Origin of the sequence: Alcanivorax hongdengensis A-11-3, assembly GCF_000300995.1 — a bacterium.
Taxonomy (GTDB): domain Bacteria; phylum Pseudomonadota; class Gammaproteobacteria; order Pseudomonadales; family Alcanivoracaceae; genus Alcanivorax; species Alcanivorax hongdengensis.
Window position 1 is genome coordinate 33,383 of record NZ_AMRJ01000009.1, and the last position, 23,651, is coordinate 57,033.

Genomic DNA, 23,651 nt, shown 5'->3' on the forward strand with positions numbered 1-23,651 from the left:
AAAAAGGCGTCCCGTTTACTGCGCCTTGCGCACCCGCAGATACCACTCGGACAGCAGGCGCACCTGCTTCTCGGTGTAGCCACGGGACATCATCCGCTGCACGAAGTTGTTGTGCTTGCGCTGGTCTTCCTCGCTGCCCTTGGCATTGAAGGAAATCACCGGCAGCAGGTCTTCGGTGTTGGAGAACATCTTCTTCTCGATCACATCGCGAAGCTTCTGGTAGCTGAGCCAGCTGGGGTTGTTGCCCTGATTGTTGGCACGGGCGCGCAGCACAAAGTTGACTACCTCGTTGCGGAAGTCCTTGGGGTTGGAAATGCCGGCCGGCTTTTCGATTTTTTCCAGGTCTTCGTTGAGGGCCTGGCGATCGAAGATTTCGCCGGTATCCGGGTCGCGGAATTCCTGATCCTGTATCCAGAAGTCCGCGTAGGTCACATAGCGGTCGAAAATGTTCTGGCCATACTCGGAGTAGGACTCCAGGTAGGCGGTCTGGATTTCCTTGCCGATGAAGGACACATAGCGGGGAACCAGGTACTCCTTGATGTAGCGGCGGTACTGCTCCTGGCGTTCCTTGGGAAACTGTTCCTGTTCGATGCGCTGTTCCAGCACATGCATCAGGTGCACCGGGTTGGCGGCCACCTCGGTGTGGTCGAAGTTGAACACCTTGGAGAGGATCTTGAAGGCAAAGCGGGTGGAGAGCCCGTCCATGCCTTCATCGACGCCGGCCATGTCCCGATACTCCTGCAGGGACTTGGCATGGGGGTCCACGTCTTTCAGGTTTTCGCCATCGTAGACGCGCATCTTGGAATAGATGCTGGAGTTCTCCGGCTCCTTGAGACGGGTGAGAATGGAAAACTGCGCCAGCATGTGCAGCGTGTCCGGCGCGCACTGCGCTTCGCGCAGGCTGGAATTGCGCAGCAGCTTGTCGTAGATCTGCATCTCTTCAGTGACGCGCAGGCAGTAGGGCACCTTGACGATGTAGACCCGGTCGATGAAGGCCTCATTGTTCTTGTTGTTCTTGAAGTTGTGCCATTCCGCCTCGTTGGAGTGGGCCAGCACGATACCGTCATAGGGAATGGCGCCCAGGTGTTCGGTACCGTTGTAGTTACCCTCCTGGGTGGCGGTGAGCAGCGGATGCAGCACCTTGATCGGTGCCTTGAACATTTCCACGAATTCCAGGATGCCCTGGTTGGCCCGGCAAAGGCCGCCGGAATAGGCGTAGGCATCCGGGTCATCCTGGGCAAAGTCTTCCAGCTTGCGGATATCCACCTTGCCGACCAGGGCGGAGATATCCTGGTTGTTCTCGTCGCCGGGCTCGGTCTTGGCCACGGCGATCTGGTCGAGAATGGAGGGGTAGAGCTTGACCACGCGGAACTGGCTGATATCCCCGCCGAACTCGTGCAGGCGTTTCACCGCCCAGGGCGACATGATGGTGCGGATATAACGCTTGGGAATGCCGTATTCCTCTTCCAGGATAGGCCCGTCTTCTTCCGGGTCGAACAGCGATAACGGCGAGTCATTCACCGGCGAGCCCTTGATGGCGTAGAAGGGAACGCGTTGCATCAGGCTCTTGAGTTTTTCCGCCAGGGAGGATTTGCCGCCACCCACCGGGCCCAGCAGGTAAAGAATCTGCTTCTTCTCTTCCAGGCCCTGGGCCGCGTGGCGGAAGTAGCTGACGATATTTTCGATCACCTCTTCCAGGCCGTAAAACTCGTCGAAGGCCGGGTAGCGACGGATCACCTTGTTGGCGAAAATGCGAGAAAGGCGCGGGTCCCGGGCGGTATCCACCATCTCCGGTTCGCCGATGGCCATCAGCATGCGTTCGGCGGCGGTGGCGTAGACACTGGGGTCCTGCTTGCAGAGGTTGAGATACTCCTCCAGCGACATTTCCTCTTGCTGGGTGGCATCAAAGCGGGCCTGATAGCGGCTGATAATGCTCATTTCTTCCCTCCTGGCGGCGCTGTCTACGCAAGCGTCAACTACATGTGGTGTGTTTCCTTCTGGGTGTGACGTTCCGGTTCGGGATGGCTGGCGTCGTTGCCGGCCTCCCCATTGTCAGTTCAAGAATGAAACCATTTGCGCCGGGAAGTCAAAATAATTAGAAAAATTTCGCCGTTTTATTTTCACTTTTTATCACGGCCGGCATGGCTGGCACCGTTGGTGTAAACAGAGCGTCCGTCGGTCGGCAGGCGGGTGGAGTGAAAGCGGTTTTTGCTTTCTATCTTGCTGTCTTTGAAAGGTTTTTTCTGAGTTTGTCGACAGGGCTGGCAAGGTGAGTGCACAGTGAGGGCAAGTCTGTCAGTGCATTCGCCACATTCATCGTTTTTGTGTTGTATTTTTTGTGCGTAGTTTTTTTAGCAGTCGCAGTGAATGCGCTCACCGCTATCCAGGCACAGGGCCGTCAGGCTGCCGCCCCAGACGCAGCCGGTATCCAGCGCTTCCACACCGTCCACGCCGGTATGGCCCTCCAGGGCGGCCCAGTGGCCGAACAGCAGACGATGCTGGCGTTCAAGCCGCTGCGGATGGGTGAACCAGGGCATGAAACCGGCGGGTGGCGCATCGGCCTCGCCCTTGCTGCCCAGGTCCAGCTCGCCGGCCTGGTTGACGAAGCGCATGCGGGTAAAGTGATTGGTGATCACCCGCCAGCGGTCCGGGCCCTGCAGGGCATCATTCCAGCCGGCCGGCTGGTTGCCGTACATATTGGCGAAGAACCGGTCCGCGTCATCGCTGGCCAGTACCGCCTGCACCTCGGCGGCCCGCTGGCGCCCCTGCTCCAGGCTCCATAGCGGCGGCAGGCCGGCATGGGTGAGCACCGCCTGATGTTCGGGAATCTCCAGCAGCAGTGGCTGCTGTTGCAGCCAGCCGAGCAGGTTGCTGCGGTCCGGGGCGTCGAGAATGGCGCTGAGGGTGTCCTTGCGCTTGCTGTCGGTGGCCTGGTGGGCGACGGCCAGCAGATGCAGGTCATGGTTGCCGAGCACGGTGTGCAAATTGTCGCGCAGGGCGTACACCCGGCGCAGCGTGCCCAGGGAATCGGGGCCCCGGTTGACCAGGTCGCCGGCCAGGAACAGCCGGTCGCGATCCGGGTTGAAGTGGATACGCTCCAGCAGGCAGTTGAAGGCGTCCAGGCAACCCTGCAGGTCGCCGATGGCGTAATCACTCATGGGCTGGCCTCATGGATCAGTGCAGCGCATGCGGGGTGGCAAGGGTGAATGCCGGGATTTCTGCGTCGAAACAGGTGCCATCTTCGGCAATCATCTGGTAACTGCCACGCATGCTGCCGACTTCGGTTTCCAGAATGGCGCCGCTGGAATAGTGGAATTCCTGGCCCGGAGCGAGATTGGGCTGCTCGCCCACCACCCCTTCGCCGTGTACCTCCTGCACCCGTTCCTCGCCATCGGTGATGATCCAGTGACGGGTCAGCAGGCGGGCGCTGAAGCGGCCCTCGTTGCGAATGGTGATGTGGTAGGCGAACACCCAGCGCTGGTTGTCCACGTCGCTCTGATCGGCCAGGTATTCGGTTTCCACGGATACGCGGATCTGGTGGTTCGCATCAGTCATGGTCCGGCGTCTCCGGGTTTTCTGCGGCGGGCGTGCTGGCGTTGGCCAGGGCCACGTACTCTGCCACGCCCAGCTGGTCCGGGCGCAACCCCGGGTCGATGCCCAGGGCCTCGAATTGTTCGGCACTGATCAGGGATTTTAGCCCATTGCGAATGGCCTTGCGTCGCTGGGTGAAGGCCTGGGTGACCAGGCGGCGCAGGTGGGCCTCGTCCTTGGCCGGGTAGGGCGGGCTGACATGGGGAATCAGTCGTACCACGGCGGAATCCACCTTCGGCGGCGGGCTGAAGGCGCCGGGCGGCACGAAGAACAGGTAATCCGCCTGGCAATGATACTGCACCATGATCGACAGGCGACCCCAGTCGCGGGTCCCGGGGCTGGCGGTGAGCCGGTCCACCACTTCCTTCTGCAGCATGAAGGTCATGTCGCTGATGGCCGTGGACTGGGCCAGCAGATGGAAAATCAGCGGCGTGGAGATGTTGTAGGGCAGGTTGCCCACCACGCGCAGTTTGCCATCGGCAGGTTTGAGGGTGGTGAAGTCGAAGCGCAAGGCATCACTTTCGTGGATGGTCAGCCGCTCCGGGCTGTTTTCCTGGCGCAGCAGGGCAATCAGGTCACGATCGAGCTCCACCACATGCAGGTGTGGCATTTCCTCCAGCAGCGGGTAGGTCAGCGCGCCGCGGCCAGGGCCGATTTCCACCAGGGTGTCGCCCGGTTGCAGGCCCAGGGTGCGTACCAGCCGGTCCACCAGGTTGCGGTCGTGCAGAAAATGCTGGCCGAAACGTTTACGGGTGCGGTGTTCAGTCATGGGCGGCAAGCTCCAGGGCCAGGCGGGTGGCGGCGATCAGGCTGCCGGCGCTGGCCTTGCCCGTGCCGGCCAGTTCGAAGGCGGTGCCGTGATCCACGGAGGTGCGGATAAACGGCAGGCCCAGGGTAATGTTGATGGCTTCGCCGAAACCGGCGTATTTGAGCACCGGCAGGCCCTGGTCATGGTACATGGCCAGCACCGCGTCGTGCTGCTCCAGCAGCCGTGGCTGGAAGGCGGTATCCGCCGGCACCGGGCCGGTCAGCCGCATGCCCTGCTGGCGCAGTGTCGCCAGGGCGGGTTCGATCACGTCCTGCTCTTCATGGCCCAGATGCCCGCCTTCGCCGGCATGGGGGTTGAGGCCCAGCACCAGAATGCGCGGCTCGGCCAGCCGGTATTTGTTCTGCAGATCCCGGTGCAGGATGGTCAGGGTCTGTTGCAGGCTGTCCACGGTAATTGCCGCCGGCACCTCGCGCAGGGGCAGGTGGGTGGTGGCCAGGGCCACCCGCAGGGTGCCGGCGGTGAGCATCATCACCACCCGCTCGACACCGGCCAGGGCGGCGAGAAACTCGGTATGGCCGGTAAATGCCGGGTCGGCGCCGTCACAGATCACATGCTTGGCCACCGGCGCGGTCACCATGGCGGCAAAGGTGCCGTCCAGGCAGCCCCGGGCGGCGCGGGTGAGCATGTTCAGGGTGCCGGTGGCGCTGGCCGGGGTGGGTTGGCCGGCCTGCACCGGGGCGCCGGCGGGGGTGTGCCAGACCGCCAGGGCACCATCCGGTAGCGCCTGGCCCGGTTGCCAGGCAGCCAGGGGTACGGTCAAACCCAGTTGCCGGGCGCGGTCGTCCAGCACCTGCTGGTCACCAATGACCACCAGTGGCGCGGTATTCAGAGTATTGTGCAGCGTCAGCACCAGGTCAGGGCCGATGCCGGCCGGGTCGCCGCAGGTAACGGCGACCGGCTTGTCGGGAAAATGGTCTGTCATGCCTGCAAGGGTACTCGCTGCAGACGGGGTCGGCACCTGTTGAAACTCACCACTGCCATCAGAGGCGGATATCCACGTAGGCGTCGTTGCGCTGTTCCTGGATCCAGTCGTCCAGGGCTTCCTCGTAGCGGCGCTTCTGCAGGGCATGCATGGCCTGGCTGCGACGGTATTCCTCGCTCATGTCGGCATCACGCTTGCCCTCCACTTCCAGGAAGTGCCAGCCGAACTGGGTTTCGAACACCGGAGAAAGCTGACCCTGGGGGGTGCTGAGCATCATGCTTTCGAATTCCGGCACCATGTCGCCCCTGGATACCCAGCCCAGGTCGCCGCCACTGTGGGCGCTGCCCGGGTCATCGGAGTATTCCGCGGCGGCCTTGTCGAAGCTCAGTTCGCCCTTGGCGATACGGTCATGCAGGCGCTGGGCCCGGTCGTGGGCCTGTTCCGCGGTGGTCAGGGCGTCGGTCTTGATCAGGATATGGCGCACCTTGTACTGGGTAACCACCTTCTCGGTGCCGCCGCGACGGTCGATCATCTTAAGAATGTGGAAGCCGGCCCCGGAGCGCAGCAGATCGGAGATGTCGCCCTTTTTCATGTCGATGGCCGCATCGGAGAACAGGCTCGGCCACTGGGCCGCCGGCCGCCAGCCCAGATCCCCGCCGTCCAGGGCTTTGGGGCCATCGGATTCGGACACCGCCAGATTGCTGAAATCGGCGCCGTCCTTGAGTTTCTTGAGGAGGGTCTCGGCCTTGGCGCGGGCTTGCTTGATGTCATCCGGGCTGGCGTGGGGCGGCACGCGTACCAGGATATGACCCAGGTGGAAGTCGGCCTGGAACATCTTCTTGCCCATCTCGGAGTTGAGGAAGCGGTCCACTTCGCGGTCGGTAATATGGATGCGCGAGGCCACACTCCGTTGTTGCAGGCGGGAGATCACCATTTCCTGGCGGATCTGTTCGCGGAAATGGCCCCAGTCATGGCCGTCGGACTGAATGGTGTCGGCGAACTGCTCCAGGGTCATGTTGTTCTGGCGGGCAATGCCGGCCAGGGCCTGGTTGAGGCTGGTGTCGTCCACCTTGATGCCGGCCCGGTCAGCCAGCTGCAACTGAATACGCTCGAGTACCATGCGGTTGAGCACCTGCTCGCGCATCACCGCCGGGGGCGGCAGTTGCTGGCCCTTCTGCTGGAACTGCATGGCAATGGTGGCCACGCGGTCGTCCAGCTCACTGGCCATGATGGCACCGTCGTTGACCACGGCAACGATGCGATCCAGCATCTGGACCTTGGCCTGGGCCATTAGTGGCAGGCACAGCATGGCCAGCAGCAGGGCCTTGCCCCAGCGCGGCATTGTCTTACTCATATTCTCTCCTGTAGCCCGGGATACTGCGTTCCAGCAGGGAATCCACTTCGCCGCCGAAACCGCCCAGGCCGGTCATTTGAATCTGCAACCAGATAGTACTGTCCGGTTCCAGCACACCGTCGCCGGTATCGTCCACCAGTTCCCGCTGGCTCATCAGGCGGATTTTCCAGCAGCAGTTACGGTATTCCGCACCGGCAATGGTTTCCAGGGTGCGCTGGTTGTCCAGGTCATACATCCAGCGGCCGATCAGGCGCCAGTTGCGGTGGATCGGCACAATGGTGCTGATTTCCGATTCCCGGATGTCATCGTCGGGGCGGTCGTGGTAGCCGATGTTGAATACCCGCCGTTCCCGGTCGTTGTAGCCAATGCGGAACGAGGAGCGCTCACGCTGATTCTCGTCAGTGTTCCACTGGCCCTCCGTGTAGAGGTACCAATCCTGGCCAAAGTTCCATCGCATGTCGCCCACAAGAGGGGTCTGGTCGGCGGTGGGGTCGGTATCGCTGTCGTCCAGGGTGACCTGGCGATCCTTGAAGTAGTAGCCCTGGCCAACGCGCAGACGCAGTTGCTCGGTGCCGGTTTCATCACGCAGGAAGCGGCTGGTAATACCCAGCGAGGCCTTCTGCTCGTCGCCGATGCGATCGTAACCAATGAAGCGGTTTTCCCGGAACAGGGTGTTGTACGAGAAGGTCGGCTCACCGGTATCGAAGTTGGGCAGGGTGCTCTGGTCCTCGTATTCCACCTTGTTGAAGAACAGGCGCGGTTCCAGCGTCTGGGTGTAGCCACCGCCGAACAGGTTGGTGCGCCGCTCCAGGAACAGGCCGGTATCCAGATTGGCGCCCCAGGTGGTCAGGGTCGGGTCGTTGCCGGTCTGGGCGCTGGCATCATCCAGCTGGTAGCGGTTGTGGTAGAGGCGCACCCGCGGCTCCACATAACCCCAGCTGTTGCGCAGCGGCAGAGTCAGCGCCGGCTCCAGGTGCATGCGGGTGCCGGTGGGGTTGTTACTGGTATCGGTGTCGCTGCGGTCGAAAATGGTCAGATCGGACACCCACAGGCCCTTGAGCGGGCCCACCAGGGTGGGATCACCGGTCAGCTGCAATTGCGGCAGACGCCGGTAGGGCAGCTCATCGTCATCCAGGGTGGGATCGATGGTTTGCCAGGACTGTACCCGGCCCAGGAATTGCCAGGTGCGGCCGTAGTAACGCGCTTCGCCCAGGCGCGGCAGGTGGGTCTGGGAGCTGATTTCCAGGCCGGTGTCCAGGTCCTTGAAGTAGAAGTCGTCGGACACATAGTTGACGTCGGTGGTCAGGCCCCAGCGGCCCACATTGCCGTCATGGGTCCAGCGGGCCACCTGCCGGCTCTGGTCGTCGAACTTGCGGTCGTTGAACAGAATGCCGTAGCTCAGCTCGCCATGGCCCAGGTGGGTCAGGTAGCGAAATTCCGTGTCCACGCCGCTGCCACGGGCATCGATATAGCGTGGTGCGATGGTGGCATCCATCTGCGGCGCGATATTGATGTAGATCGGCTGGGTGACATCCAGGCCGCCGCTGTCGCCCACGGCAATGGTGGGGAACAGCAGGCCGGTCTTGCGCCGGTCATCGATGGGAAAGGTCATCCAGGGCAGCCAGATCAGCGGCATGCCCTTGACCTTGAGCACCATGTTGCGGGCTTCACCCCAGCCGGTGTCCCGGTCCAGATAGATCTTCTGGCCGGACAGCTGCCAGCCGTTGGAGCCGGGCTGGCAGGTGGAATAGGTGCCATCGGTGATGGTGGTGGTGTTGCCGGCCAGATCGATGTGGCTGGCGCTGCCATGGGCATGGTTGGTGAACAGCGAATAGCGCACGCCGTCCAGGCTGGCTTCCTTGAGCCGGGTCTGGCCGCTCATGTCATCGGCAATAAAGGTGGCGATATTGCTTTCCAGCCGCATGCCGTTGTTGAGCTGGAACTTGCCGGAGGCCTGGTCCAGCTCGGCGGAATCGGTGGTGATGCGACGCCCCGGCTGCTCGATCAGCACGTTGCCGTCCATCTCGATCAGGCCATCCTGCGTCAGGCTGGTGTGGTCGGCGGTGACAACGGTATCGCTGCCTTCCACCGGGGTTCCCACCTCCGGGTTGTAGTAGATGCCGCTACACCAGGGAGGGATAGGGCGTTGCTGAACTTCCGGGAACTGGGCCATCTGGTCCCGGTCCACCCAGTTCAGGTCATCGTCGGCATGGCCGGCGCCTGCGACACAGAGCAGGCAGAAAATTGGTAAGGCGCGAGTGGGCAGTGGCATCAGCTGCTCAGAACAGGTAAAAAGGCCGTTTTCGTGAACAATCGCGGCAGTGTAATCGAACAGGAAGGTCAATGCAGCCTGAGATGAGTAACAGTGATCCCCGCAAACAGGCCCTGGACCTCTGGGTCGGTGATTTTCTGGGCGATGCGGTGACCGGTGAGCCGGCCTCCGCGGATGCCAGTTTTCGCCGTTATTTCCGTTACCATCACGGCGAGCGCACCCTGGTGGCCATGGATGCGCCGCCGCCCCAGGAAGATTGCCGTCCCTTCGTGGAGGTGGCTGCCCGCCTGCAGCAGGCCGGCGTCAATGTGCCGCAGATACTGCATCAGGACCTGCAACAGGGCTTTCTGCTGCTTACCGACATGGGCACGCAAACCTGGCTGACCGCCCTTAACGAAGGCAATGCGGATGCCTGGTACAGCGCCGCCATCGATAGCCTGATTACCCAGCAGAGCCGGGCGGACAGCGCCGGCCTGCCGGCCTACGACGAGGCCCTGCTGCAACGGGAGCTGGAACTGTTCCCCCAGTGGTACCTGTTCCGTCACCGCGAGCAGGTGGTCACCGGTGCCCTGCGCCAGCAACTGGACCGCGTGTTCGACCTGCTGATCGAATCGGCCCTGGCCCAGCCCCGGGTCTTTGTTCACCGCGACTACATGCCCCGCAATCTGATGGTCAGCGAGCCCAATCCGGGGGTCATCGACTTTCAGGATGCGGTGGCCGGGCCGATCAGCTATGACGTGATCAGCCTGTTCAAGGATGCCTTTATCAGCTGGCCGGAACCCCGGGTGCTGGGCTGGCTACGCCAGTATTATGACAAGGCGCTGGCCGCCGGGCTGCCGGTGCCGGCCGCGTTTGACGACTTTCTGCGCGATTGCGACCTGATGGGGGCCCAGCGGCACCTGAAGGTGATCGGCATCTTTGCCCGCATCTGCCATCGCGATGGCAAACCCAAGTACCTGGGCGACGTGCCGCGCTTCTTTGCCTATCTGCGCACCGTCATTGCCCGCCGTCCGGAGCTGGCGGAACTGGGGCAGATTCTTGATGGCCTGGAGGAAGAGGCGTGAAGGCCATGATCCTGGCCGCCGGCTATGGCAAACGTATGCGGCCACTCACCGACCACACGCCCAAGCCCCTGTTGCAGGCGGGTGGCAAGGCACTGATCGAGTACCACATCGAAAAACTCCGTGACGCCGGCATCGAGTCGCTGGTGATCAATAGCGGCTGGCTGGGTGATCGGCTGGCTGATGCCCTGGGCGATGGCAGCCGTTACGGCATTGCCATTGCCTGGTCCCACGAGGGCACGCCGCTGGAGACCGCTGGCGGTATCAGGCATGCCCTGCCGTTGCTCGGTGATCAGCCCTTTGTACTGGTCAACGGCGATATCTGGACCGATTTCGACTTTGCGCCGTTGCTGGCGCCGCGCCGGGATCCCGTTCATCTGGTGCTGGTGAATAACCCTGAGCACCATCGCGAGGGGGATTTCCATCTGACAGAAGGGGGCCGGCTGCGCGATAATGGCGACCCCAGGCTGACCTACGCCGGTATCGGCCGCTTTGACCCGGCCCTGTTTGCCGACCTGCCGGAAGGCGAAGCCAAACTGGCACCGCTACTGCGTGCCGCCATGGCCGAGGATGCCGTCAGCGGCGAGCACCACACGGGCCAATGGTGGGATGTCGGCACGCCGGAACGACTGGCGGAACTGGACCGATTGCTGACCCGGTGCTAACACCGATGCTGGCGGCAGCGATTGAACCACCGCTGCCGCAGTGACGCTGCTGTGCCAAACGCATTATTGAGGAATTGTCATGCCCAAGCAGGATTACCTGATCGCCCCCTCCATCCTCGCCGCCAACTTCGCCCGTCTTGGCGAAGAGTGCGATAACGTGCTGGCCGCCGGGGCGGATGTGATCCACTTCGACGTGATGGACAACCATTACGTGCCCAACCTGACCATCGGTCCCATGGTCTGCAAGGCCCTGCGCGACCACGGCATCACCGCGCCCATCGACGTGCATCTGATGGTCAGCCCGGTGGACGAGCTGATCGGCATGTTCGCCGAGGCCGGTGTCAGCTACATCACCTTCCACCCGGAAGCCAGCCAGCATGTGGACCGCTCTTTGCAGCTGATCAAGAGTCATGGCTGCCAGGCCGGCCTGGTGCTTAACCCGGCCACCCGCCCGGATTGCCTGGAATACGTGATGGACAAGCTGGACATGATCCTGCTGATGAGCGTTAACCCGGGCTTCGGTGGCCAGGCGTTCATTCCCTCCACCCTGGACAAGCTGCGTCAGGTGCGTGCGATGATCGACGCCGGTGGCCGGGATATTCGCCTGGAGGTGGATGGCGGGGTCTCCGAGAAGAACATCCGTGAGGTGGCCGCCGCCGGCGCCGATACCTTCGTGGCCGGCTCGGCGATCTTCGGCAAGGACGACTATGCCGGCGTGATCCGCCAGATGCGCGAGGAGCTGGCCCGGGCCTGAGCCGGGAACTCACCGCCCGCGGCGCTGCCTGACCCGGTCACGGACCGATAGCGGACAAGGAGATGGCATGCTGGAGAGCATAGGCTGGCCCGGGTTGTGGATCTGGGCGGTGATCGTGTTGCTGTGCGTGGCGGTGGTCGTGACGGATCTGCGCCGGCATAACGCCTTCCTGGGCGGTATGATGAAGGTGGCCTGGGTGCTGACCGTCTGCTACTCCGGGCCCCTGGGGCTGCTGATCTACGCCTGGAGCGGCCGCGGACAGATTGCCCGGGACTCCCTGTGGCGCAAGAGCTTCCGGTCGGTGGCGCACTGTTATTCCGGCTGCGGGTTGGGTGAGGTCATCGGGGTGTTGCTGCTGGCCGGTCTTCTGTCGATCAGCGGCTGGCCGGTGAATGTGGTGACCTTCATGCTCGCCTACCTGATCGGTTTTGCCTTTACCCTGGGTCCGCTGATGCAGAGCGGCGAGGCCTTTGCCGTGGCCCTGCGCGATACCCTGCTGGCCGAAACACTGAGCATCACCGCCATGGAAATCACTGCCCTGGGCGTCAACAGCTGGCTGGTCAGTCAGGCTGGGCTGGACAGCCCGCGCTTCTGGGCGGCGCTGATCGTGTCCCTGACGGCGGGGTTGCTGGTGGCCTACCCGGTCAATGTCCTGTTGATTCATTTCGGAGTGAAGGAAGGCATGCACGACCCCCGGCACATGATGGAGCACGCCCACTGATGCGTTCGGCCCTGGCGGCAAACCTGCTGGTGATGCTGGCCATGGCCGGCTGTGCCACCGGGGTGCAGGATCAACCCGCACCGCCGCCTCCACCCCCGCAGGCCCTTCAGGCTCAACCCGGGGCACCGGGCGGCGCGCCGGTGAACGATGTGGAGGCGCTTTCCGAGCCGGCCGACGGGCCACAGGCCCCCTCCGATACCCCGTTGCTGGAAGCCTCCCTCCAGGCCCAGCTACAGCAATGGCAGGGCGTTCCCTACCGTTACGGTGGTACCAGCGAGCACGGCGTGGACTGCTCAGGCCTGGTGTATCTGACCTTCATGGACCAGCTCGGTGTGCAGGTGCCCCGAACCACCCGCGAACTGGTCCGTACCGGCGAGCCGGTCTCCCGCCGCCAGCTGCAACCCGGCGATCTGGTCTTTTTCCGCACCGGGCCGGGCAATCGCCATGTGGGCATCTATATGGGGGAAGGCGAATTCCTGCACGCCTCATCCAGCAGCGGTGTGCGCGTTTCCTCCCTGGACAACCACTACTGGCGCCGTCACTACTGGCAGGCACGACGAATCCGGGTGACACCGGCGTCGATGGTGGGGGAGTAGGGGCTGTTTCACGCAGGGTCGCGCCGCTAGCGGCGCTCCTGCGGGTTGCGATTAGCCCGTTTCCTCGAGCGGGTTGCCATTGTCATCCACAAAGCGCACATCCCGTACGGTGAGGGAGTGGCCCTGCTGGTTCTGGACGGTGACCGGAGCCAGGGGGGCGCCGGTCTGGCGGTCCACCAGTTTCATGCTGTCCTTTTCACCGTTCCAGCGCTCGCTCCACTGGCGCAGGGCCGTGATCACGGTGAATAGGTCGCGGCCCTTGTCCGTGAGGCGGTATTCGTAACGCTTGCCATGCTCGCCCACATCCACGCGCACCATCACACCATTCTCCACCAGGCGGGAGAGGCGGTCGCAGAGGATATTCTTGGCGATACCCAGGCGGTTCTGAAAGTCCACATAACGGCGTGTGCCGAGCATGGCCTGTTTGACCACCAGCAGCGACCACCAGTCCCCCACCTCGTTGAGGGCACAGGCCACGGAGCAATCCATTTGATCAAAGCGTTTACGTGTCATGGGGGCATTGTACGTCATAACGGTTGCAAAACGAAACCAAATAAGGTTTTATAATGCAACTTAATTTGGCGGGGCCTTCCCTGAGAGGGGTGGGCTGGTTATGGGGCGGACGGCGGACGTCCGAGACCGGACGCCAAAGCCCCGCCCAGCACTTGTTTTTTTGCGTCGGACCTCAGACGTCCGACCTCCGACGTTTTTGCATTTATTGGGAGAGTGACAATGAGTGGTTCCCTGGACAGTCTGCTGCGTCCTTTTGAGCATAAATCCCTGAAACTGCGTAACCGGGTGGTCATGGCCCCCATGACCCGCACCTTTTCCCCGGGCTATGTGCCCAATGACGAGGTGGTGGGCTATTACCGCCGCCGTGCCGAGGGCGAGGTGGGGCTGATCATTACCGAAGGCACCTTCGTGGCCCACAAGGCCGCCAATGGCTATGAGCGGGTGCCGGCGATCTATGGCGATGCGGCCATGGCTGGCTGGAAGAAGGTGGTCGAAGCGGTCCACCAGGCCGGTGGCCAGATCATTCCGCAGCTTTGGCATGTGGGCGCGGTGCGCAAGCCGGGCATTGGTCCGGACAAGGATGTGCCCGGTTATTCCCCGTCCGGGCTGTTCAAGCCCGGCAAGGAAAACGGCCATGCCATGAGCAAGGCGGATATCGAGGACGTGGTGCAGGGGTTTGCCGAGTCCGCCAGGGCCGCCAAAGCAGTGGGCTTTGACGGGGTGGAAATCCATGGCGCCCACGGCTACCTGCTCGACCAGTTCTTCTGGGAAGGCACCAACCTGCGTGATGACGAGTACGGCGGCTCCATTGAGAACCGCGCCCGTATCGGTATCGAGATCGTCAGAGCAGTCCGCGAGGCGGTGGGTGAGGATTTCGCCATCGTGCTGCGTTTCTCGCAGTGGAAGCAGCAGGATTACGAGGCGAAACTGGCGCACACGCCGCAGGAGCTGGAGCGTTTCCTGATGCCGTTCGTGGATGCGGGCGTGGACATCTTCCATGCCTCCACCCGCCGTTTCTGGTTGCCGGAATTCGAGGGCTCTGACCTGAATCTGGCCGGCTGGACCAAAAAGATCACCGGCAAGCCGATCATTTCCGTGGGCAGTGTGGGGCTCGATGATGATTTTCTGAACAGCCCGGCAGGCATGGGCGGCACCGCCAACCCGGCGGGGTTGGACGAGCTGACCCGGCGCATGGACAACGACGAGTTTGACCTGATCGCCGTGGGGCGCGCCCTGCTGCAGGACCCGAACTGGCTGATCAAGGTGCGCGAGGGGCGCGAGCAGGATATTACGCCCTTCACCAAGGAGGCATTGGCCTCGCTCAGCTGATACGCGAAAGTGTCAGGCAGAATAAAAACGGGAGCCGAGGCTCCCGTTTTTTGTGCCCGCCGGTCAGTCTCCGGCTTCCAGCGACTTGTTGATGCGCAGGGCCACCAGGGTGCAGACCGCGCCGGACAGCAGATAGATGCTGACCGCGGAGAGGCCGAACTCCACTGACAACCCGAGAGCCACCAGCGGCGCGAAGGCGGCGCCGAACAGCCAGGCGAAGTCGGAGGTCAGGGCCGCGCCGGTATAGCGGAAGCGACGCTCGAAGTTGGCGGTCACGGTGCCGGCGGCCTGCCCATAGGACAGCCCCAGCAGGGTAAAGCCGATCAGGATGAACAGATCCTGCATGATGGCCGAGCCGTTCATCAGGATGGGCGAGAACAGGGCGAAAATGCCGATCAGCACCGCCAGGGTGCCCACCGTGTTGCGTTTGCCCACCCGGTCTGCAATCCAGCCCGAGGCAATGGTGCCGAGTACCGCAAGGCAGGCGCCGTAGAGCTGGATAGTGAGCACTTCATTGACGGCCTGGCTGGCATTCAGTGAGATCCAGGACAGCGGGAAGATGGTCACCAGGTGGAAAAGCGCATAGCTGGCCAGGGCGGCGAAGGCGCCCAGGAAGATATTATAGCCCTGGCTGCCGAGCATCTGCCGGGTGCTGATGGGCTCCAGCTCGCTTTCTTCCAGGGCCACGGTGTATTCCTGGGTCAGCACCAGCCGCAGCCGGGCGAACAGGGCCACCACGTTGATGGCAAAGGCCACATAGAAGGGGTAGCGCCAGGCCCAGCCGAGGAAATCCTCCCGGGACAGGCTGTGGTTCAGGTAAAGGAACAGGGAGGCCGCCAGCATGAAGCCCACCGGTGCGCCCAGCTGGCCGATCATGGCAAAGCGGCTGCGCTTGCCCTTGGGGGCGTTAAGCGCCAGCAGCGAGGGAAGACCGTCCCAGGTGCCGCCCAGGGCGATGCCCTGAATAATGCGCAGCAGGGCCAGCAGTACGATGGCGGTTTCGCCCAGGGTGTTGTAGCCGGGCAGGAAGGCAATACTGACCGTGGCCGTGCCCAGCAGAAATAGCGAGGCCGTGAGCTTGGTGCCGCGCCCCCAGTGGCGCTGGATGGTCATGAACAGTGCCGTGCCGAAGGGCCGGGCGATAAAGGCGAAGGAGAAGATCACGAAGGCGTAGAGAGTGCCCTGTAACCGGTCCACGAAGGGAAAGAAGACGGTGGGGAAGATCAGCACCGAGGCGATGCCGTAAACAAAGAAGTCAAAGTACTCCGAGGCCCGCCCAATGACCACGCCGACGGCGATTTCACTGGGGGCTACCTTTGCGTGAGGTGCAGCATTGTGCATATATTCACCCTCCATGGCGAGTGAAGAGGTATGCAACGCTTCTGAAGATCCGGCCATTATTGCTCTCCTTCAGACTATTGTTATGCGGCATTATCTGGGCGCTACCCCATTTCCTGCCGCTCCTCCATAGGACAAATTGTCCAATTCACGTCAGGCTCCGTTTAGCGTACAGTCACCACCATCCCATAGGCCACGTTTTTTTTATCGGCAATGTCATTACTTAAATCTATTCCCAAGTTGTTCCTGATTGCCTCAGCATTTGCGATGTTGGCGGGCTGTGATGCAGTAGTGATGTCGCCCTCCGGTGACGTGGCTATGCAGCAGCGAGACCTGATTATCTGGTCCACGATTCTCATGCTGTTGATTATCGTCCCGGTCATCATTCTGACCCTGGTGTTCGCCTGGCGCTACCGCGAGTCCAATACCAAGGCGACCTACAAGCCCGAGTGGGATCATTCCACCGTGCTCGAGCTGGTGGTCTGGTCCGCGCCGCTTCTGATCATTATTGCGCTCGGCGCGCTGACATGGGTGACCACTCATCAGCTGGACCCCTACCGTCCGTTGGACCGTATCGGTCCGGACCGCCCGATCCCGGCTGACACCAAGCCGCTGGTCATCGAAGCGGTGTCCATGGACTGGAAATGGCTGTTCTTCTACCCGGAGCAGGGCATTGCCACGGTCAACGAGATCGCCGCGCCGGTGGATCAGCCGATCCAGTTCAAGATCACCTCCACGGCCAACATGAACTCCTTCTTCATTCCGGCGCTGGCAGGTCAGATCTACGCCATGGGCGGCATGGAGACCAAGCTGCACGCGGTGATCAACGAGCCGGGCGTGTACAAGGGCTTCTCCGCCAACTATAGCGGTGCCGGTTACTCCGACATGAAGTTCAAGTTCCACGGCGTCAGCGAAGCCGACTTCGACAGCTGGGTACAGAAAGTGAAGACCCAGGGTGACGATCTCAGCTATGACGTCTACGCGCAGCTGGAAAAGCCCAGTGTGGCAGATCCGGTACATTACTACGCGACTGTTGCCGACGGCCTTTACGACAAGATTCTCAACCGTTGTATCGAGCCCGGTTCGGTGTGCATGAAAGACCTGATGACCAGCCACAGCCATCACCATGGTGAAGGCGAGGCCGAAAACGGTCACATGGAAGGCATGCACGAGCACGCAGAATAAGCCATTGACGGCGCCTTGAAGAATCTGGTGACAGATTGTTCGTGGCGTCGTCGGCTTTGAATTGTGCCGGGCAGGTCCCGATGCAATTCACCCCTGAATACCGAAGGGGTACTCCAGGGTGCCGCCTGGCGGCAAATACGACATACCAATTCACCACGCGCTATGGGCGCCGGTAGCCAAGATGTCTGATCATTTCGACTTAACAAAGCTTATATTTGGCCGCCTCACTTGGGAGGCGATTCCTTATCATGAGCCCATTCTGGTTGCGACTTTCATTGCGGTTGCACTGGGCGGTATCGCACTGCTGGGTGCTCTGACCTATTTCCGGGTCTGGGGCTATCTCTGGAAAGAGTGGTTCACCAGCATCGACCACAAGAAAATCGGTGTCATGTACATGGTTCTGGGTATCGTCATGCTGCTGCGTGGCTTCTCGGATGCCATCATGATGCGTATCCAGCAGGCCATCGCCTTCGGTGACAATGCCGGATACCTGCCTCCGCATCACTACGATCAGATCTTCACCGCACACGGTGTGATCATGATTTTCTTCGTGGCGATGCCTTTTGTGGTGGGCCTGATGAACTTCGTGGTGCCGCTGCAGATCGGTGCCCGCGACGTGGCCTTCCCGTTCCTGAACAACTTCAGTTACTGGATGACCGTGGCCGGTGCCGTACTGACCATGATCTCCCTGTTCGTGGGCGAGTTCGCCAAGACCGGCTGGCTGGCCTATCCACCACTATCGGGGATCATGCAAAGCCCGGATGTGGGGGTGGATTACTATATCTGGGCGTTGCAGATTGCCGGTGTCGGTACCCTGCTGTCCGGCGTGAACTTCACCGTGACCATCATCAAGATGCGTGCCCCGGGCATGAGCCTGATGAAGATGCCGGTATTCACCTGGACCGCGCTGTGCACCAACATCCTGATCGTGGCGGCGTTCCCGATCCTGACTGCGGTGCTGGCCATGTTGACGCTGGACCGCTACCTGGGTACGCACTTCTTCACCAATGATCTTGGCGGTAACGCCATGATGTACATCAACCTGATCTGGATCTGGGGTCACCCGGAAGTGTACATCCTGATTCTGCCGCTGTTCGGTGTGTTCTCCGAGATCGTGGCCACCTACAGTGGCAAGCGTCTGTTCGGTTACACCTCCATGGTGTACGCCACCGTGGTGATTACCGTGCTGTCCTACCTGGTATGGCTGCACCACTTCTTCACCATGGGGTCGGGGGCCAGTGTGAACTCGTTCTTCGGGATCACCACCATGATCATCTCCATCCCCACCGGGGCGAAGATCTTCAACTGGCTGTTCACCATGTACCGTGGTCGCATCAAGTTCGAAGTGCCGATGCTGTGGACCGTGGGCTTCATGATCACCTTCGTGATCGGTGGCATGACCGGGGTTCTCCTGGCGGTACCGCCGGCGGACTTCGTGCTGCACAACAGCCTGTTCCTGATTGCCCACTTCCATAACGTGATCATCGGTGGTGTGGTATTCGGTGTGTTTGCCGCCATCACCTACTGGTACCCGAAAGTCTTCGGCTACAAGCTGGATCCGTTCTGGGGCAAGTGTTCCTTCTGGTTCTGGTGCATCGGCTTCTACTTCGCCTTCATGCCGCTGTACGTGCTGGGCCTGATGGGCGTGACCCGTCGTATCAACCACTTCGACGATCCGTCCCTGCAGATCTGGTTTATCGTGGCAGCCTTCGGTGCCTTCCTGATCGCACTGGGTATTGCCAGCTTCCTGATCCAGCTGGTGGTGAGCTACCGCAAGCGTGACCAGAACCGGGATCTCACCGGCGATCCGTGGGGCAACGGCCGTACGCTGGAATGGTCCACGTCCTCGCCGCCGCCGCAGTACAACTACGCCTTTACGCCGCGCATTCATGACACTGATAGCTGGTGGCAGATGAAGCAGGAAGGCTTCAAGCGTCCGGAGAGTGGTTTCGTGGCCATCCACATGCCCAAGAACACCATGGCCGGTATGCTGCTGGCGGGGCTGTGCACGGCTTTCGGTTTCGCGATGATCTGGCACATGTGGCTGATAGCCGGGGTGTCTTTCGCCACCATGCTGATCTCCGCCATTGTCCATACCTTCAACTATGACCGTGATTACTACATCCCGGCCGAAGAAGTTGAACGCGTTGAATCTGAACGTACACGGGTGCTTGCGAACAATGTCTGATACAACTGTAACTGCCAACACCAACCAGGGCGCGGCCGAGCCGTCGCGTTTCCTGGTACCGGGTGAATACCACGTACCGCAGGGCACACTCCTGGGGTTCTGGATTTACCTGATGAGCGACTGTCTGATCTTTGCCAGCCTGTTCGCCACTTACGGGGTGCTGGGCCGCAACTATGCGGGCGGCCCGTCCGGCGCAGACATCTTTGAGCTGCCGCTGGTGGCCCTGAACACCACTTTTCTGTTGATCTCCTCGATCACCTACGGCTTTGCCGTGCTGCAAATGCAGCAGAACAAACTGCGTGGCACCATGCTGTGGCTGGTGATCACCGGGCTGTTCGGTGCCGCCTTTATCGGCGTGGAACTCTATGAGTTCATCGGTCTGATCAACGAAGGCGCTGGCCCGCAGCGCAGTGGCTTCCTGACCGCGTTCTTCTCGCTGGTCGGTACCCACGGTCTGCACGTGACTTTTGGTCTGGTGTGGATGGTGACCCTGCTGCTGCAGCTCAAAAAGCACGGCCTGATCCATGAGAACAAGCGTCGCGTGTTCTGCCTGTCCATGTTCTGGCACTTCCTCGACGTGGTCTGGATCGGCGTATTCACCTTTGTTTACCTGATGGGAGTGTTGCCGGCATGAGCGATCATCACGACGACCACCATAACGAAGAGTTTCCGCACAGCTCTTTCCGTGGCTACATGATCGGTTTCGTTCTGTCAGTCATCCTGACAGTGATTCCCTTCTGGTTGGTCATGGCCAACGTTATCAGCTCCTCCGCCGCCACCGCGGTGGTTATCCTCGGGTTTGCCGTGGTTCAGATTGTTGTGCACATGGTTTACTTCCTGCACATGAACTTCCAATCCCAGGGTGGCTGGAACATGCTGTCGCTGATCTTTACCTCGATCCTGGTACTTATCACTATCTTCGGTTCGCTGTGGGTGATGTACCACATGAACGTGAACATGATGCCGTCCATGATGGGCGACATGCAGGGATAGGGATGAGCCAGTCAGGTAATCTCTCGAAGACGGGCCGCAATCGCGGCCCGTCTTTGTCTGATGAGCCGGCACCGCGCAGCTTGACCACCAAGATCGTGGCCACGCTGCTGGCGGTGCTGGCTTTTTTCGGTTTTGTGGCCCTGGGGACCTGGCAGGTGGAGCGCCGGGCCTGGAAGCTGGATCTGATCGCCCGGGTCGACCAGCGTGTCCATGCTCCGGCCATTGCCGCACCGGGGCCGGATCAGTGGGCGACCATCAACCGTGACGATAACGAATACCAGCACGTGCGCCTTCATGGCCGCTTCCTGCATGACAAGGAGGCGCTGGTGCAGGCCAGCTCGGAGCTGGGTGCCGGCTTCTGGGTGTTGACGCCGCTGCGCCGTGATGACGGGACCACGGTGCTGATCAATCGCGGTTTCGTGCCGCCGGATCGCCGTGACCCGGCCGAGCGGGGCTCGCCCGCACCGCAGGGGCCGGTGACGGTCACCGGCCTGCTGAGGCTCAGTGAGCCCGGTGGCGGGTTTCTGCGTGACAATGACCCGGACCACGAACGCTGGTATTCCCGCGACGTGCAGGCCATTGCCGCGGATCAGGGCCTGAAGGATCGGGTGGCGCCTTACTTCGTGGATGCCGAAGCCCGGCCCGGCCAGCCCTGGCCCCGCGGCGGCCTGACCGTGATTCACTTCCATAACAGCCACCTGGTCTATGCCATCACCTGGTATTCACTGGCATTGATGGTGGCGGGCGCCTTTGTGTTCGTGGTTCGTGACGAGCGAAGCCGGCTGCGCAACACGCCCTGACGCGGTAAACTTCGCGGCTATGGAGGCGCGAAGATGAGTATTCCCGTGCAGTCCGGCGGCCAGCCCTTGCCGCCGTTGCCCCTGCCACGCCGGCCCGGCCCCGACCGGGATGCCACCGGCCGCAAGAACATGCAGCAGCTCATCCAGCTACGCTGGATTGCGGTGCTGGGGCAGCTGGGCACCATCCTGATTACCCACTTCGGTTTTGATATCCAGCTGCCGCTGATGGCCATGCTGGCGGTATTGCTCGGCCAGGTGATCTTCAACGGTACCAGCCTGCTGCGCCTGCGGCTGGCCCGGGATGTGAGCAACGGAGAGTTGCTGCTGGCACTGTTGGTGGATGTGGCGACCCTGACCATGCAGCTCTATCTCAGTGGTGGCGCCACCAACCCGTTCGTGTTTTTGTACCTGATGCAGGTGGTGCTCAGTGCGGTACTGCTGGAGATCTGGTCCGCCTGGATTATTCTCATCACCACGGCCTTCTGTTTCGTCTGGCTGGCCTATGCCGGCCGCCCTCTGACCCTGCCGCTGGATCATCATTACGGCTTGTGGAGTCTGTACCTGCAGGGGCTGGTGGTCTGTTTCGTGCTCAATGCCACCCTGCTGATTGTGTTCATCAATCGCATTACCCGTAACCGTAGTGCCCGGGATTCGCGCCTGGCGGAGTTGCGCCAGCGGGCGGCGGAAGAAGAGCACATCGTGCGCATGGGCCTGCTGGCCACCGGCGCCGCCCACGAGCTGGGCACGCCCCTGTCTACCCTGGCGGTGATTCTGGGGGACTGGCGGCATATGGAGGCCTTCCGGTCAGACCCGGATCTGCTGCAGGAAATCAGCGAAATGCAGACCCAGGTACTGCGCTGCAAGACCATCGTTACCGGCATCCTGCAATCGGCGGGGGAGACCCGGGGCGAATCCCCGGAGGCTACCAGTGTCTGTGAGTTTCTGGATGAGCTGGTGGAAGAGTGGCGCAATACCCGACCGGTGCAGGCTTTCGGTTACCAGAACAATTTTGGCCAGGACGTGGCGATCGTCTCCGACTCGGCCCTCAAGCAGACCCTCTGCAATGTGCTCGACAATGCCCTGGAAGCATCGCCGGGCTGGGTGGGCATGGAGGTGGAGCGCCACGAGGATACCCTGGAGCTGTCGGTGATGGACAACGGCCCCGGCTTTGCCGAGGGTATGCTTGAACATCTGGGCCGGCCCTATCAGTCCAGCAAGGGCCGCCAGGGCGGTGGGCTGGGTCTGTTCCTGGTAATGAACGTGATGCGTACCCTGGGCGGCAATGTGACCGCCCGCAACCGCCCGGAAGGCGGGGCCGTGGTCACCCTGACCCTGCCTCTGTCGGCGCTGACTGTGGAGGAGGAGTCCCATGACAACGGATGAAAACCGGCAAGAGAGGACCCTGCTGATTGTCGAGGATGACGAGGCCTTTGCCCGTACCCTCAGTCGCTCCTTCGGGCGGCGCGGTTACCGGGTGCTGCTGGCGGATAGCCTGGAGACCATGAAGGCCCTGCTGGAGCAAGAGCCGGCACCGCCGGGCTATGCGGTAGTGGACCTGAAGCTCAAGGGCGATGCGTCCGGTCTGGCCTGTGTGGAGGCCCTGCACGAGCACGACCCGGATACCCTGATTGTGGTGCTGACCGGCTATGCCAGCATCGCCACGGCGGTGGAAGCCATCAAGCTGGGTGCCAGCCACTATCTGGCCAAACCGTCCAACACCGATGATATCGAGGCGGCCTTCGGCCGAGTCAGCGGCGATGCGGATGTGGAGCTGACCCAGCGGGCCACTTCCATCAAGACGCTGGAGTGGGAGCGTATCCACGAAACCCTGGCGGAAACCGGCTTCAACATTTCCGAAACCGCCCGCCGGCTGGGCATGCACCGGCGCACCCTGGCCCGCAAGCTGGAAAAGCAGCGGGTCAAATAACCCGCGAGTCTCTACAAGACCGCTACGGTGGTTGTTAACAACATTTGGGTGCCTGTCGAAAAGCGGTTCTCCCGATCGATTAGTGATGGAAAACCATCACTTCAAGGAGAGAAACCATGTCGGAAGTCCGCCTGAATCCCTACCTGAATTTTCCGGGCAACTGCCGGGAAGCCTTTGATTTTTATGCCAGAGTACTGCAAGCCGAGATCCGCTTGCTGATCACCATGGGGGAGTCGCCCATGGCCAGTGAGGTGCCGCCCGAATGCCACAACAACATTTGTCATGTATGCCTGAGCACCCAGGGCATGGTGTTAATGGGCTCGGATTGTCCTCCGGATGTGTATGAAAAGCCGCAAGGCACCCTCATCAATGTGCAGGTGGAAAGCGCCGCGCGGGCACAAGCCATTTTTGCCGATCTGAGTGAGGGGGGCGAGATCCGCATGCCCATGGAGGAAACCTTCTGGGCGGAGCGCTTTGGTGTGTGCACGGACCGTTTCGGGGTGCCATGGATGGTCAACTGCGAGAAGCCTATGCCGTAAGTCACGGCGTCGGCATACGGACTTTTCGGGCGTGTGAAGCGGCGCACGCCCTCGTATATTGCTGCCACGCGCCA

General features: G+C 61.7%; 23 protein-coding genes. 14 read left to right on the plus strand and 9 right to left on the minus strand.

The window, feature by feature from the left end; all coding sequences use genetic code 11:
- Positions 1–15: 15 nt before the first annotated feature.
- The 7 genes from A11A3_RS07470 to A11A3_RS07500 form a co-directional block, all read right to left on the minus strand.
- The gene (locus A11A3_RS07470; RefSeq protein WP_008928670.1) at positions 16–1,938 is read right to left on the minus strand and encodes a PrkA family serine protein kinase; all 1,923 of its coding nucleotides are present in this window, start codon (positions 1,936–1,938) and stop codon (positions 16–18) included.
- Positions 1,939–2,351: 413 nt separating this feature from the next.
- Positions 2,352–3,158, minus strand: a complete 807-nt coding sequence (locus tag A11A3_RS07475; protein ID WP_008928671.1) for a symmetrical bis(5'-nucleosyl)-tetraphosphatase — start codon at positions 3,156–3,158, stop codon at positions 2,352–2,354.
- Positions 3,159–3,174: 16 nt separating this feature from the next.
- Positions 3,175–3,555: a Co2+/Mg2+ efflux facilitator ApaG/CorD gene (apaG, locus tag A11A3_RS07480; RefSeq protein ID WP_008928672.1), complete on the minus strand. Its 381-nt coding sequence runs from the start codon at positions 3,553–3,555 to the stop codon at positions 3,175–3,177.
- The gene (gene rsmA, locus A11A3_RS07485; RefSeq protein WP_008928673.1) at positions 3,548–4,360 is read right to left on the minus strand and encodes a 16S rRNA (adenine(1518)-N(6)/adenine(1519)-N(6))-dimethyltransferase RsmA; all 813 of its coding nucleotides are present in this window, start codon (positions 4,358–4,360) and stop codon (positions 3,548–3,550) included. The genes apaG and rsmA overlap by 8 nt, the downstream gene beginning before the upstream one ends.
- Positions 4,353–5,342, minus strand: a complete 990-nt coding sequence (pdxA, locus tag A11A3_RS07490) for a 4-hydroxythreonine-4-phosphate dehydrogenase PdxA (RefSeq protein WP_008928674.1) — start codon at positions 5,340–5,342, stop codon at positions 4,353–4,355. The genes rsmA and pdxA overlap by 8 nt, the downstream gene beginning before the upstream one ends.
- A 58-nt stretch (positions 5,343–5,400) precedes the next feature.
- Positions 5,401–6,696 (minus strand): peptidylprolyl isomerase, encoded by a 1,296-nt coding sequence (locus A11A3_RS07495; protein ID WP_157375466.1) that lies wholly within the window; start codon positions 6,694–6,696, stop codon positions 5,401–5,403.
- The gene (locus tag A11A3_RS07500; protein ID WP_040296905.1) at positions 6,689–8,968 is read right to left on the minus strand and encodes an LPS-assembly protein LptD; all 2,280 of its coding nucleotides are present in this window, start codon (positions 8,966–8,968) and stop codon (positions 6,689–6,691) included. The genes A11A3_RS07495 and A11A3_RS07500 overlap by 8 nt, the downstream gene beginning before the upstream one ends.
- A gap of 71 nt (positions 8,969–9,039) precedes the next feature.
- On the opposite strand from A11A3_RS07500, the gene A11A3_RS07505 reads away from it, so the two are divergent.
- The 5 genes from A11A3_RS07505 to A11A3_RS07525 all read left to right on the plus strand — a co-directional run bounded on the left by A11A3_RS07505 (position 9,040) and on the right by A11A3_RS07525 (position 12,765).
- Entirely contained in the window at positions 9,040–10,032 is a 993-nt protein-coding gene (locus A11A3_RS07505) for an aminoglycoside phosphotransferase family protein (protein WP_008928677.1), read from the plus strand.
- Complete coding sequence (gene murU, locus A11A3_RS07510) at positions 10,029–10,694, plus strand: N-acetylmuramate alpha-1-phosphate uridylyltransferase MurU (RefSeq protein WP_008928678.1); 666 nt, start codon at positions 10,029–10,031, stop codon at positions 10,692–10,694. Before A11A3_RS07505 ends, murU begins: the two co-directional genes overlap by 4 nt.
- Before the next feature lie 79 nt (positions 10,695–10,773).
- Positions 10,774–11,448 carry a ribulose-phosphate 3-epimerase gene (gene rpe, locus A11A3_RS07515; protein ID WP_008928679.1) on the plus strand — a complete coding sequence of 225 codons (675 nt, stop codon included), beginning with the start codon at positions 10,774–10,776 and terminating at the stop codon, positions 11,446–11,448.
- 67 nt (positions 11,449–11,515) lie between these two features.
- A complete protein-coding gene (locus A11A3_RS07520) occupies positions 11,516–12,169 on the plus strand; it encodes a DUF4396 domain-containing protein (RefSeq protein WP_008928680.1) in 654 nt (217 codons plus the stop codon).
- Positions 12,169–12,765, plus strand: a complete 597-nt coding sequence (locus A11A3_RS07525) for a C40 family peptidase (RefSeq protein WP_008928681.1) — start codon at positions 12,169–12,171, stop codon at positions 12,763–12,765. The genes A11A3_RS07520 and A11A3_RS07525 overlap by 1 nt, the downstream gene beginning before the upstream one ends.
- 51 nt (positions 12,766–12,816) lie before the next feature.
- Here A11A3_RS07525 and A11A3_RS07530 read toward each other — a convergent pair whose 3' ends face one another.
- Positions 12,817–13,278: a winged helix-turn-helix transcriptional regulator gene (locus A11A3_RS07530; protein ID WP_040296891.1), complete on the minus strand. Its 462-nt coding sequence runs from the start codon at positions 13,276–13,278 to the stop codon at positions 12,817–12,819.
- Between the two features lie 219 nt (positions 13,279–13,497).
- Here A11A3_RS07530 and A11A3_RS07535 point away from each other — a divergent pair, with 219 nt between their 5' ends.
- Positions 13,498–14,607 (plus strand): NADH:flavin oxidoreductase, encoded by a 1,110-nt coding sequence (locus tag A11A3_RS07535; RefSeq protein ID WP_008928683.1) that lies wholly within the window; start codon positions 13,498–13,500, stop codon positions 14,605–14,607.
- A 63-nt stretch (positions 14,608–14,670) separates the two neighbouring features.
- On the opposite strand, the gene A11A3_RS07540 is transcribed toward A11A3_RS07535, so the two are convergent.
- The gene (locus A11A3_RS07540) at positions 14,671–16,005 is read right to left on the minus strand and encodes an MFS transporter (RefSeq protein WP_083851713.1); all 1,335 of its coding nucleotides are present in this window, start codon (positions 16,003–16,005) and stop codon (positions 14,671–14,673) included.
- A 153-nt stretch (positions 16,006–16,158) separates the two neighbouring features.
- Here A11A3_RS07540 and cyoA point away from each other — a divergent pair, with 153 nt between their 5' ends.
- The 8 genes from cyoA (at position 16,159) to A11A3_RS07580 (ending at position 23,577) form a co-directional block, all read left to right on the plus strand.
- A complete protein-coding gene (gene cyoA, locus A11A3_RS07545) occupies positions 16,159–17,130 on the plus strand; it encodes a ubiquinol oxidase subunit II (RefSeq protein ID WP_083851715.1) in 972 nt (323 codons plus the stop codon).
- A gap of 181 nt (positions 17,131–17,311) precedes the next feature.
- Positions 17,312–19,318: a cytochrome o ubiquinol oxidase subunit I gene (gene cyoB, locus A11A3_RS07550; protein WP_008928686.1), complete on the plus strand. Its 2,007-nt coding sequence runs from the start codon at positions 17,312–17,314 to the stop codon at positions 19,316–19,318.
- Positions 19,311–19,952: a cytochrome o ubiquinol oxidase subunit III gene (gene cyoC, locus A11A3_RS07555; RefSeq protein WP_008928687.1), complete on the plus strand. Its 642-nt coding sequence runs from the start codon at positions 19,311–19,313 to the stop codon at positions 19,950–19,952. The genes cyoB and cyoC overlap by 8 nt, the downstream gene beginning before the upstream one ends.
- Entirely contained in the window at positions 19,949–20,311 is a 363-nt protein-coding gene (cyoD, locus tag A11A3_RS07560) for a cytochrome o ubiquinol oxidase subunit IV (protein ID WP_008928688.1), read from the plus strand. Before cyoC ends, cyoD begins: the two co-directional genes overlap by 4 nt.
- Before the next feature lie 80 nt (positions 20,312–20,391).
- On the plus strand, positions 20,392–21,111 hold the full coding sequence (locus tag A11A3_RS07565; protein ID WP_008928689.1) for an SURF1 family protein: 720 nt from the start codon (positions 20,392–20,394) through the stop codon (positions 21,109–21,111).
- Positions 21,112–21,144: 33 nt separating this feature from the next.
- Positions 21,145–22,494, plus strand: a complete 1,350-nt coding sequence (locus A11A3_RS07570; RefSeq protein ID WP_008928690.1) for an ATP-binding protein — start codon at positions 21,145–21,147, stop codon at positions 22,492–22,494.
- Positions 22,481–23,038: a response regulator transcription factor gene (locus A11A3_RS07575; protein ID WP_008928691.1), complete on the plus strand. Its 558-nt coding sequence runs from the start codon at positions 22,481–22,483 to the stop codon at positions 23,036–23,038. The genes A11A3_RS07570 and A11A3_RS07575 overlap by 14 nt, the downstream gene beginning before the upstream one ends.
- Positions 23,039–23,154: 116 nt before the next feature.
- Complete coding sequence (locus A11A3_RS07580) at positions 23,155–23,577, plus strand: VOC family protein (RefSeq protein ID WP_008928692.1); 423 nt, start codon at positions 23,155–23,157, stop codon at positions 23,575–23,577.
- The last annotated feature ends 74 nt before the right edge of the window (positions 23,578–23,651 follow it).